The organism is Mucilaginibacter aureus (genome assembly GCF_053514885.1).
This window is the reverse complement of record NZ_CP170601.1, coordinates 4,341,288-4,353,904: the sequence shown is the minus strand read 5'-3', so window position 1 is coordinate 4,353,904 and position 12,617 is coordinate 4,341,288. Positions and strand designations below refer to the sequence as shown.

10 protein-coding genes are annotated in these 12,617 nt (G+C 42.6%); 6 read left to right on the top strand and 4 right to left on the bottom strand.

Annotated elements, in window-relative coordinates; genetic code table 11:
• From ACFGVR_RS18630 to rhaT, 4 genes are all read right to left on the bottom strand, one after another.
• Positions 1–1,275, bottom strand: coding sequence for a TIM barrel protein (locus tag ACFGVR_RS18630; protein ID WP_448698915.1), 1,275 nt, complete (start codon positions 1,273–1,275; stop codon positions 1–3).
• Between the two features lie 113 nt (positions 1,276–1,388).
• Entirely contained in the window at positions 1,389–1,703 is a 315-nt protein-coding gene (gene rhaM / locus ACFGVR_RS18625; protein WP_448698913.1) for an L-rhamnose mutarotase, read from the bottom strand.
• Positions 1,704–1,808: 105 nt separating this feature from the next.
• Positions 1,809–3,929, bottom strand: coding sequence for a bifunctional aldolase/short-chain dehydrogenase (locus ACFGVR_RS18620; RefSeq protein WP_448698912.1), 2,121 nt, complete (start codon positions 3,927–3,929; stop codon positions 1,809–1,811).
• A 30-nt stretch (positions 3,930–3,959) separates the two neighbouring features.
• A complete protein-coding gene (rhaT, locus tag ACFGVR_RS18615) occupies positions 3,960–5,090 on the bottom strand; it encodes an L-rhamnose/proton symporter RhaT (protein ID WP_448698911.1) in 1,131 nt (376 codons plus the stop codon).
• 358 nt (positions 5,091–5,448) lie between these two features.
• Between rhaT and ACFGVR_RS18610 the strand changes: the two genes are divergently transcribed.
• The 6 genes from ACFGVR_RS18610 to cysD all read left to right on the top strand — a co-directional run bounded on the left by ACFGVR_RS18610 (position 5,449) and on the right by cysD (position 12,600).
• Positions 5,449–6,480, top strand: coding sequence for a GntR family transcriptional regulator (locus ACFGVR_RS18610; protein ID WP_448698910.1), 1,032 nt, complete (start codon positions 5,449–5,451; stop codon positions 6,478–6,480).
• Positions 6,481–6,618: 138 nt separating this feature from the next.
• A complete protein-coding gene (locus ACFGVR_RS18605) occupies positions 6,619–7,056 on the top strand; it encodes an RrF2 family transcriptional regulator (RefSeq protein WP_448703046.1) in 438 nt (145 codons plus the stop codon).
• Positions 7,057–7,297: 241 nt separating this feature from the next.
• Positions 7,298–9,403, top strand: a complete 2,106-nt coding sequence (locus ACFGVR_RS18600) for a HEPN domain-containing protein (protein ID WP_448698908.1) — start codon at positions 7,298–7,300, stop codon at positions 9,401–9,403.
• Positions 9,404–9,421: 18 nt separating this feature from the next.
• Positions 9,422–10,939 (top strand): TSUP family transporter, encoded by a 1,518-nt coding sequence (locus ACFGVR_RS18595; protein WP_448698907.1) that lies wholly within the window; start codon positions 9,422–9,424, stop codon positions 10,937–10,939.
• A gap of 3 nt (positions 10,940–10,942) precedes the next feature.
• Positions 10,943–11,686 carry a phosphoadenylyl-sulfate reductase gene (locus ACFGVR_RS18590; protein ID WP_448698906.1) on the top strand — a complete coding sequence of 248 codons (744 nt, stop codon included), beginning with the start codon at positions 10,943–10,945 and terminating at the stop codon, positions 11,684–11,686.
• Between the two features lie 8 nt (positions 11,687–11,694).
• Complete coding sequence (cysD, locus tag ACFGVR_RS18585) at positions 11,695–12,600, top strand: sulfate adenylyltransferase subunit CysD (protein WP_448698905.1); 906 nt, start codon at positions 11,695–11,697, stop codon at positions 12,598–12,600.
• Positions 12,601–12,617 lie beyond the last annotated feature (17 nt).

Sequence of the window (12,617 nt, the reverse complement as noted above, 5' to 3'; positions counted from 1 at the left end):
TTATAATCCTGTTGCTACTGTTTTCTCTCCGCGTTCTTTAATCAAATTCTCACGCACCTGTAACTTGCGGTAAGTGCCTATCGGGTCGATAGCACCGCCTGCGCGCAAGCTTGCTTCAGATACCAATGCCCTAACATCTGTACGATATGCTTTTTGTAGTATCTCTTGTGCCAAAGCCGCATCGTTTGCTTTCTGTGCAGCCTGTAAAGCGGCTTTATCAACCAATAAAGCTTGTGCGTAAGCTATCTGGATGGCTTGTACAGATTGTAAAAGATCTTCGATAGGGTCTTTCAGGTTGTGTGATGCATCGATCATCCAACCCAAATCGTTGGCATGATCCATACCACGGGCATCCATACCTTCAACCAGTTCGTTAAAGATCAGGAATAGCTGGTACGGGTTAATGCTGCCTACGGTCAAATCGTCATCGCCATATTTTGAATCGTTAAAGTGGAAACCGGCTAAGCGGCCTTCCATCAGCAACAGCGAAACAATTTGCTCGATGTTTGCATTCGGCAGGTGGTGACCTAAATCAACCAAGGTATAAGCTTTAGGGCCTAATTTAGACACGTATAGTAATGATTGTCCCCAATCGGCAACGGTAGTTGAATAGAAATTCGGCTCGTAGCATTTGTACTCCAGGTACAGTTTCCAATCATCCGGCAAAGCTGCATAAATTTGTTTTAAGCTATCCAGAGTGCGCTCAAACGCGCCACGGAAATTTAACTGACCAGGGAAGCTCGAACCATCGGCTAACCAAACGGTTAACGATTTTGAGCCTAACTCAATTCCGTGTTTAATTACTTCGATATTGTGAGCAATAGCCTGATCGCGAACTGCTTTATCGATATGTTGCAGTGAACCGAATTTATAGCTTTCGGAAGAACCCGGCTGATCCTGGAAGGTGTTGGAGTTCATGGCGTCAAACACCAGGCCATGCTGTGCGGCAAGGGCTTTAATAGCTTTTGCATCTTTTGGGATATCCCACGGAATATGCAACGATATAGCACCGCTCGATTTATTTAACGAGTGCAGCACACCTACGTCTTCGATCTTTTCTTCTAAGCTTCCTGGCTCGCCTTTACCGCTAAAACGGCCAAAACGTGTACCGCCGGTACCCAGGGCCCAGCTTGGTATAGCTATCTGGAAAGCTTCCAGTTTTTTCAACACATCTTCAACGTTGGCTACATCGGCAGCAACAAACTCAAATTTGCGCTTGTGGTCGGCCAAGGCCCCGTTATTAATCTCGTCAATTTTATACTTCTCGATTTGCATTTTTTTAGATTTGAGATATGAGTATTGAGATATGAGATTTACTCTCCTCGCCTGCTCCTACCTGTTTACAATTGATTTTCTTCTCTTATTTTTCACTCCAACTTTACGCTCCATTAAGGCATATAAAACACATCCAGCAATGGTACGCTTACCGGCGAATTATCCGGGTTGCTTTCCATAATATCGCCCATGTATTTCCACCATCTTTGCATTACATCGTGCTGGGGTAATGTATCCAGCAGCTTTGGGTCTTCGGCATTTAAAACACCGAATAGCGAATTGGTTTCCTCATCCAAAAATATGGAGTATTCGCTTATTCCTGTTTGTTTTAACAACGCTACAAGCTCCGGCCATATTTCGTCGTGACGCTTTTTGTATTCCTCCTTAAACCCGGGGAATAATTTCATTTTAAAGGCTACTCGGTTCATTGGTTCATTAGTTTATTAGTTCATTGGTCTTTTACAGTTCAACAATGTTCATTGGTTGACCAGCTTTTTAGGACTAATAAACCAATGAACAAATGAACCAATAAACTATCTTACAAATCCCATTGCTACACCGCCGTCAACGTTAAGCACGTTACCTGTTGATTTACCTAACAGGCCGCCGGTGAAGGCGAAACAAGCATTGGCAATATCATCCGGTAAAATGATCTCGTTCAGTAACGTACGTTTTGCGTAGTAGGCAGGTAATTCGGCAACGGTAATACCGTAGGCTTTAGCACGGCCTTCGGCCCAGCCACCAGCCCAGATATTGCTATCGCTGATCACGGCATCGGGGTTAACCACGTTTACACGGATCTTATCAGCACCAAGCTCGGCAGCGTTTAAACGGCTTAAGTGTAATTGTGCCGCTTTTGCTGATCCATAACCAGCATTGTTAGGGCCGCTTACCAAAGCATTCTTACTTACAATGTTGATGATATCACCACCGATGGCTTGTTTTTTCATGATGGCAACAGCAGCCTGTGTTACAAAGAACTGGCCCTTTACCAATACATCATACAACAGATCCCAATCCTTTTCGGTATGGTCGGCAATTGATTTTGATATTGATAAGCCTGCGTTGTTTACAATGATATCCACACCGCCGAAAGCTAAAGCTGCGGTGTCCATTGCAGCCAGTATTTCATCTTCTTTGGTTACGTCCATCACGGCAGTAGCGTATGAATCGCGGCCATATTGTTTTTTAAACTCCTCGCCTGCCCCGGTTAAACGTTCGGCGTTCATGTCGTTTAAAATAACTACAGCGCCTTCGTCAACAAATTTTTTGGCAATGGCTTTACCGATACCACCTGCACTGCCGGTTATCAGGGCGATACGGCCCGATAGTGCTTTTGGCTTAGGCATACGCTGTAATTTAGCTTCTTCCAATAACCAGTATTCGATATTGAAAGCTTCCTGACGCGGTAATGAGGTATATTCAGAGATAGCCTCTGCGCCTTTCATTACGTTAATGGCGTTGGTATAAAACTCGGCCGCAACACGTGCAGTTTGTTTATCTTTCGAGAATGAGAATAAACCAACACCTGGATACAGAATGATAACCGGGTTAGTATCGCGGATAGCCGGGCTGTTTGGATGTTTACAGGTGTTGTAATACTCGGTATACATTTTACGGTAAGCCTCAAATGCAGGAGCTAAACGCTCTTTGATCGCGGCTACATCGCTCAGGTCTTCACCTGGTTTCAGATCTAAAACCAGCGGACTGATCTTGGTGCGTAAAAAGTGATCGGGGCAGCTGGTACCTAATGGTGCTAACCTATCCAGATCATCAGAGTTGATAAACTCCAATACACGGGCATCATCAGTGAAATGACCGATCATGCTGCGCTCGCTTGATGTAAAACCACGTAAAATAGGCGCTATTGCAGCAGCTTGTTTTTTACGACCGGCTTCATCCAAACTTTGTATTTTTTGGCCGCCAAATACCGGGCCTTTTTTACCAAAATTTTGCTCCAGGTACTCGGCGCATTTTTCAATCACTTCTAAGGTGTTGATATAGCTTTCGTAAGCGGTGTTACCCCAGGTAAATAAACCGTGCGAGCCTAACATGATACCACGGATACCCGGATTGGCATCTAAACAGGCTTTTAATTGTAAGCCTAATTCAAATCCTGGTTTTTTCCATTCAACCCAACCTATCTGGCCGTTAAATAATTCTTCGGTTATCTTTTTACCGTCTTTTGCAGCAGCAATAGCGATAGCCGCATCAGGATGCAGGTGATCGATATGCACAAAAGGTAAAAAGCCGTGTAAAGGTGTATCTATAGATGGTGCTTTTGACGACAGATCGAAAATGCAATGGTTAAACAATTCAACCATTTCATCCTCATGTTCTACACCGCGATAAATATTTTTGAGGCTACGCAGGCGATCAACATATAATGCCGCAAGGCCGCTTTTCTTTAATGTTCCAAGGTCGCCACCCGAACCTTTAACCCACATTACCTCGGTATCCTGACCGGTTAAAGGGTCTTTTGCCTGAACTTTACAAGATGTGTTGCCGCCGCCATAGTTAGTGAGCCTTAAATCGGCTCCTAACAAATTTGAACGATATATTAATAAGGCAACTTCGTCGCCCGCTAATTCCGCAGCTTTTGCTTCATCCCATAAATAGCTCACGTGCTTAAACTGTGTTGTGTTGATAGACATTTTATGATGTTTTTGTTTGTAGTTCTGTTTTTATTTGTTTGCCTGTATTTGTACTGCTGTTTTAACAGTCTCTTTATCTTTTATATTGTTACCATACCCTACCAGTACCACCGATAGTAATATGGTTATTATACCAACAATTAAAGTGGTTAAGGCTTTATTGCTAACACCTTTCCATTCTTTTAAAATCAGGCCCCACATATTGGCAATTAATATAATAAAGGCCATGTGCAGTATCCATGAGCTGGCACCGTTACCTAATTTACTTTCGCCCATACCGTAAAAAAAGAATTGCAAAAACCAGGTTGTTCCGGCTAAAGCCGAAAAGATATAGTTTTTTAACAATGGAGTTTTTCCATCAGTATAATTACCAAATGTTTTGTTGCGGGCGTTCAATATCATACACCAAATAAAGTTGGTAGTTAACCCACCCCATAATATAACTATATAGGTTACATTATTTTTATACAGAAAATTACGGGTATCTGTAATATGCTCAGCCGTTCTCCATGCTACGTTGGCAGCGTCGGCCATAGCAGCACCTGCATCAATACCAAAGGCAAAACAAGCACTCAATACGCCAGATACGATAGCTACAGTAATACCTAATCCAAAGCGGTAATCTTTATTTTCGTTGGCAGCCGCACCGTCTTTTGAAAGGTCGCGTTCTTTTAACGTACCGGCTCTGCCGCAAATAATAATACCTATTACACATATTAATATACCTAACAATACCATTTGACCCCAATGGGTGGATGCCAGCAAACCGATACTATCTTTACCTGCTGTTGGCGAAAACTGGTAAAACACGGCCGGCACCAATGCCCCAAAAACCGAGCAAAGGCCCAATATAATGGTACTGCCTAATGATACGCCTAAATAACGAACGCCAAGGCCGTAAGTTAAACCGCCTATGCCCCATAATAAGCCAAAAAAATATGTTAAAAGTAATATCTTGCCATTGGTTGCTGCAATAATATCGGCAAAATGGGGTACTGTTAACCATGCTGCCAGTGGCGGTACAATTAGCCACGAAAAAATTCCTCCTACTATCCAAAAGCTTTCCCACGCCCAACCTTTTACTTTTTTGTAGGGAATATAAAAACTACCCGAGGCGAAACCGCCTATAAAGTGAAAAAAAACACCAAAAATTACTTCCATTTATAATTTAGTTATGAACTGGTTTATTAGAGAGATAAAAGTAGAAAAGCTGTATTATACTGCCGTCATGGACTGTCATGGTTTGCGGCATTTTTCAATAATTTTAAATCATAGGGTAATATAATTAAGGTAAAGTTATACTGATTCACAGTAAGATACCTTAAGTGTCAATAATACATAATTATCCCGTTAAAATACGTTAAACTATTTCACAACCACTATATAAAAAATTGTTGTGTTTGTTGCATTAGTTAGCTTAACTGTGTAATCTTGTTGCTGAAAAGAAAAAGTTTGCCTAATAAGCATCTTTGTAAACCAATTGATAAAATAGTTAAGTCCCTAATCCCCTTAATTAAAAATGAAACAGCCGCCAATTTTTGAATGTATTTTTATTGATTATTACTCATCTACACCAAAATACCTTCAGCTGGCTAACTCTATTATTAATTGCATCAGCGATGGTAAAATAAGCAAGAACGATATACTGCCATCAATTAACGAGTTAAGCTATAATTTTGAGATATCGCGCGATACCGCGGAAAAAGCCTATAAGTACCTCAAAAAAATTGGCTTGCTTGGTTCGGTGCCCGGCAAAGGATACTATGTTAAGAGTGTTGATCTGAGCCACAAGCTCAAGGTGTTTTTATTATTTAACAAACTGAGCTATCACAAAAAGATCATTTATGATTCGATCGTCGAATCGCTTGGCGAAATGGCTGCGGTTGACCTTTATATCTATAACAACGATTTTTCGCTATTTAAAAAACTACTACAAAACAAAAGCGACGATTATACCCACTATGTTATTATCCCTCATTTTTTAGAAGGTGGCGAAAAGGCGCACGAGATCATCAATACCATTCCGAAAGAAAAACTGATCCTGCTGGATAAGATCATTCCCGGAGTTGATGGCAGCTTTGCCGCCGTATACGAAAACTTTGAGAACGATATCTATCACGCGCTCGAGCTTGCATTAGAACAGTTAAGTAAATATCACACCATTAAGATCATTTTCCCCGAAAACTCGTATTACCCTGAAGAGATCTTAAAAGGATATTTTAACTTTTGCCACCAGTATGCTTTTAATTGTAAAGTGGTACATAATATAGCTGCCGAACAGATAGCTAAAGGTGAAGCTTATATCAACCTGATGGAGAGCGACCTGGTAACCCTGATAGAACGCATTATTTCGAGCGACTTACAGGTTGGAAGCGACGTTGGTGTAATATCCTATAATGAAACACCGTTAAAGAAGATCATCCTGAACGGGTTGACAACTATTTCAACAGATTTTCAGGCGATGGGTGAAAAAACGGCTTATCTGATCCTGAACGGGTTGGCTGAGCACATTGAAACGCCATTTTATTTAACTTTAAGAGCATCCTTGTAAGGCTTAAAAACTCTCATTTCTGTATTTAAAACCCACTTTAACTATAAAAAACACCATTATAGTAGATTATTTCCCAAGATTTTGCAAAATGCAATAAAATCCCTTTCTTTATATCAAATTTTACACGTTTTTCAATATATGCTTTCTAAAAAGACGAAATACGCAATCAAAGCTTTGGTAAGTTTGGGCAAAAACATGGGAAATCCCCCGATTCAGATCTCGAAAATTGCCGAAGAGGAGAAAATTCCTAAAAAATTCCTTGAACAGATCCTTTTAGACCTCAGAAATGCCGGTTTTTTATACAGCAAAAAAGGAGCTGGTGGCGGCTATAGCCTAAATAAAGATCCCAAGGACATTTTTTTGGTGCAAATAATGCGCATAACCGATGGACCCATAGCTATGGTACCTTGCGCCAGTCTTAATTTTTACCACAAATGCGAAGAGTGTAAATCCGAACTCACCTGTGGCATTCGCAGTGTTTTTGTTGATGTGCGCGATGTAACGCTGAAAATTTTAACCGAAACAAGCATCGCCAACATTATTGAACGTGAGATCAACCTCATTGCTGATATCTAAACTCTCTCCTTTCCGTCATTAAATTGAAATAATTAAATTAAGTCTATCTTTTCTATATACTTTATCTATATTTGTAGCGTGAGTTGCAACAATTTGATCATGGAAATGCTGAATGTAACATGTTGTATGTGTAGTGCTGCTTTAAAGCGATAAGAGGTTATACTATTATATTAAGTGATAAATTACCTCTTCTGCTATAGCCGAAGGGGATTTTTTTTAATAATACTGCTAAATTAAGAATATGCAAAGCTTTAGAACCGAGTTAGAAAATCCGGTTGTTGAAAAAGATATAATTGACCTGGAAAAAAAGATCCGTGAGTTTCGCGATGGCAAAATACACGACGAAAAATTCCGGAGCCTGCGTTTAGCGCGTGGTATTTACGGCCAGCGCCAGCCGGGTGTGCAAATGGTTCGTATTAAACTGCCATTTGGTAAGGTTACCTTTAAGCAACTTTTAAAGATAGCCGATATCTCTGACGAGTATGCAAGCCATAACCTGCACTTAACAACCCGCCAGGATATCCAGATACACTACGTTAGCCTTGACCGTACACCCGAATTATGGGCTAAATTAGAGCGGGATGATGTTACTTTACGCGAAGCCTGCGGTAATACCGTACGTAACGTTACCTCCTCTCCAACATCGGGCATCGATCCGCAAGAACCATTTGACGTATCACCTTATGCTCATGCCACTTTCTCTTATTTGTTGCGCAATCCTATTTGCCAGGAAATGGGACGTAAATTCAAAATATCATTTTCGGCTACTGAGGCTGATACCGCCTTCTCGTTTATTCATGATCTGGGTTTTATCCCTAAAGTGAGAATAGAGAATGGTGAAGAAATTCGTGGCTTTAAAGTAATGCTGGGTGGTGGCTTAGGCGCGCAACCTGCATTGGCGCCGGTTGTTTACGAATTTTTACCCGAAGATCAGCTGATCCCTTACACCGAGTCGGTTATCCGCGTATTCGATCGTTATGGCGAGCGTAACAACCGCAACAAGGCCAGACTGAAGTTCCTGATCCAAAAGCTCGGCCTTGATGAAGTTTTAAGATTGGTTGCCGAAGAACGTGTAGCTAATAAATCAAAAAGCTTTATTGTTGACCGCAACGCTGTTCCGCAGCCCCAAGCACCTGTAAATACAGGTATTACTGCCGTTGAACCTAACAATGCCCTACGCTATAAGCACTGGCGCGCAACCAACGTATTCGAACAAAAGCAAAAAGGATATTTTGGTGTATATATTAAGGTTGAAGTTGGCGATATCCCAACCGACCAGGCGCGTAAGCTGGTTGCGGCCATCAGTCCGTATGTGGCTGACGAGATTCGCGTAACTCAAAACCAGGGTTTATTATTAAAATACGCTACCGAAGAAGCTCTGCCGCATTTATTTAACGGTTTAAGCGAATTAGGTTTGGCAGCGCCGGGTTTTGACAGCGTTGCCGATGTAACTACCTGCCCGGGCACTGATACCTGTAACCTGGGTATCTCAAACAGCATGACCTTATCAAAAGTGCTGGAAGATGTTATTTACAGCGAGTATGAAGACCTGATCTATAACCGCGATATCAAGATCAAGATCAGCGGCTGTATGAATAGCTGCGGCCAGCACGGTTTGGCGCACATTGGTTTTCATGGCAGCTCGTTAAAGGCACAGGGTAAGGTTTTACCATCAGTGCAGGTATTGCTGGGTGGTGGTATAGTTGGCGACGGCATTGGCCGTGCAGCCGATAAAGTAACCAAAGTACCGGCCAAACGCGCTACCGACGTACTTAGAGCAGTACTTAATGATTACCAGGCTAACGCTACTGATAACGAATTATTTAACGATTACTACGATCGTAAAACAAAGGATTACTTTTATCACCTGTTAAAACCCCTGGCCGATCTCACTACCTTAAAAGATGACGAGTTTGTTGACTGGGGCCACGAAGAAACATTTGCTACCGCTATTGGCGTTGGCGAGTGTGCCGGCGTAGTGATAGACCTGGTGGCTACCCTGCTGTTTGAGGCCGAAGAGAAATTTAGCTGGGCACAGCAATCATTTGCAGGTGCAGCTTACGCGGATGCGATATACCATGCCTATGCTACATTGGTAAGCGGTGCTAAAGCTTTATTATTAGATAAAGGTATCAATAACAGTACACAGGCAGGTATCATTAAAGATTTTGATGCTAATTATGTAGCCACCGGCGAAGTGGATCTGAACGGATCGACCTTTACCGACCTGGTATTGCAGATCAATAAAAACGAACCTTCGCAACAATTTGCACAGCAATATTTAAGCGAAGCAGAAAACTTTATCCAAACAGTAAAAGCAAAACGCGAGTCGCTGGTACAATTATAACACAGAACGAAAAAGTGCATGGGATCAACACCGGAAAATAAAACACAAACAATAACACAGGATAATAATTCTGCAGGCAACCAGCTTTTCCCGGTATTTTTAAAGCTTAACGAACTGCATACCGTGTTAGTTGGCGCCGGTAATGTGGGTTTGGAAAAGCTAAATGCGATATTAGTCAATAGCCCTCTTGCTAAAGTAACTGTGGTGGCCGAAGTGGTAAGCGAAGAGGTTTATCAACTGGCAGGCAAATTTCAACAAGTTATTGTGCGTAAAAAATCATTTACCGAAGATGATTTGAACCAGGCCGACCTGGTTATAGTTGCAACTGATAATCCTGCGCTTAATACGTATATCAGGGAGGTGGCCAGGCAGCATAATCTGTTGCTCAATGTAGCCGATAAGCCCGATCTGTGCGATTTTTATTTAGGTTCTATCGTGCAAAAAGGCGACCTGAAAGTGGCCATATCTACCAATGGCAAATCGCCCACAGTAGCCAAAAGAATTAAAGAAGTATTGAACGATAACCTGCCCGAAGAACTGGATATCACTTTACAGCAAATGAGCCAGTTACGCGATACTTTAAGCGGCGACTTTGCCTCAAAAGTTAAAAAGCTGAACGAAATATCATCGGTATTGATCGAGCCGAAAAGCGAGACCGCCGAAAAGAAAAACTTTGTGTGGCTCATCTGGTGCTCCATTATCGCCGCTATCGGTATTACTATTACTGCTTTTTGGCTTAAAAATCCCGACTTCCAGGTTTTTGTACAAACTATCAATCCAACATTCTATTACTTTTTACTGGCCGGTTTTATCTTCGCGATGATTGATGGTGCTATCGGGATGAGTTATGGGGTTACTTCTACCACGTTCTCGTTAACCATGGGCATCCCCCCCGCTGCGGCGAGTATGGGGGTGCATTTATCCGAAATTATGAGCAACGGTATTGCCGGCTGGATGCATTACCGTATGGGCAACATCAACTGGCGCCTGTTTAAGTTTTTGCTGATCCCGGGTATTATCGGCGCTGTTTTGGGCGCATATATTGTATCGTCGTTAGAGCATTACAGCATGTATACCAAACCGGTGGTATCATTATATACATTGATATTAGGTGTCGTTATCTTCAAAAAAGCATTTAAGAAAAAACATAAAAGAACCGATAAAAAGATCAAACGTATTTCGTTGCTGGGTTTTGGAGGCGGTTTTATTGATGCTGTTGGCGGTGGCGGCTGGGGTTCTATTGTGTTATCTTCATTGATAGCCGGTGGCCGCAACGCACGTTTCTCTTTAGGTACAGTTAAGCTCTCGCGGTTTTTCATCGCCATGGTGAGTTCGGTAACATTTATTCTGATGCTGAGCCATGGCAATCATTGGGAAGCAGTTATCGGCTTGATTATCGGCAGCGCACTGGCATCGCCTATCGCCGCCAAGGTCTCAAACCAGATCTCTACCAAAGCTATTATGGTATCGGTGGCAGTTATCGTAATACTGATCAGCCTTTACAGCATCCAAAAATTTATTGTTAAAGTGATATAAGCCATGAGTACGGATATAAACACAATAAAGCAAAATATAGCCGGTTTAGAACCGGTTGAAGCTTTAAAGTTATTGGCCGAACAGTATCCCGGCAAGGTTATCTTTTCTACCAGTTTTGGCTGGGAAGATCAGGTAATTACCCAAATGATCTTCAGCAATAAGCTGCCTATCAAAGTCTTCACTCTCGAAACCGGCAGGCTGTTCCCCGAAACCTATTATACCTGGAACCGCACTTTAGAGATCTACGGCCAGCCTATTCATGCCTATTACCCGCAGGCTGCGGCCGTTGAGCAGATGGTAAGTACCAAAGGCCCGAGCAGCTTTTACGAATCGGTTGAGAACCGTAAAGAATGCTGTAGTATCCGCAAAATTGAGCCACTAAAGCGTGCCCTTGCGGGGAACGATATCTGGATAACCGGTATCCGCGCCGAGCAATCGGCCAACCGCGAGCATATGGAAAATATTGAATGGGACGAGGGTAACCAACTTATCAAATTTCATCCGATATTTGACTTTACTTTAAACGACGTAAAAACATACATTAAACAATACAATATACCCTATAACCCGCTGCACGACAAGGGTTTTCCGAGTATTGGCTGTGCGCCGTGTACACGCGCGGTTGCCGAAGGCGAAGATTTTAGGGCCGGAAGATGGTGGTGGGAAGATCAAAGCAAAAAGGAATGCGGCTTACACATTACTGAAGCGCATGACAACGAAGAGGTATTTTTTGAGGGTGGTAATTAGAACTAAACATGAGTAAACACAAACTGAATTATTTAGACGATCTGGAGGCCGAAGCAATTTACATATTGCGCGAGGTTGCCGGGCAGTTTGAAAAACCCGCCCTGTTATTTTCGGGTGGTAAGGATTCCATAACCCTGGTACGTTTGGCCGAAAAGGCTTTCCGTCCGGGTAAATTTCCGTTCCCGCTGGTACATATCGATACCGGCCACAATTTCCCTGAAACTATTGCTTACCGCGATGAGATGGTGGCCAGGATCGGCGAAAAGCTGATCGTAGGTTACGTGCAGGATTCGATAGACCAGGGTAAAGTAGTTGAACAAAAAGGTAAAAACGCAAGCCGCAACCAGCTGCAAACCGTTACTTTATTAGATACTATCGCGCAATACCAGTTTGACGCCTGTATCGGTGGCGCCCGCCGCGATGAAGAAAAAGCACGTGCCAAAGAGCGCATATTTTCGGTACGCGATGAGTTTGGCCAGTGGGACCCAAAACGCCAGCGCCCCGAACTGTGGAACTTGTACAATGGTAAAATTCACAAAGGCGAAAATGTAAGGATATTCCCGATAAGCAACTGGACAGAACTGGATGTTTGGAACTATATCCGCCGCGAGAATATCCCGTTGCCAACCATTTATTTTGCGCATCAGCGCGATGTAATTACCCGTAATGGCCAGTTAATGGCTGCTGCCGATGCATTGAATATGGACCATGAAGATATCATCACACGCAAAAACGTACGTTTCCGTACCGTGGGCGATATGACCTGTACCGCAGCCGTAGAGTCGGACGCTTTTGAGATTGACGATATTATTAACGAGATAAGCACTTCAAAGATAAGCGAGCGCGGCGCACGTATGGACGATAAAGTGAGCGAAGCCGCTATGGAAGACCGTAAAAAAGGTGGATACTTTTGATGGAAGATGTGAAATGG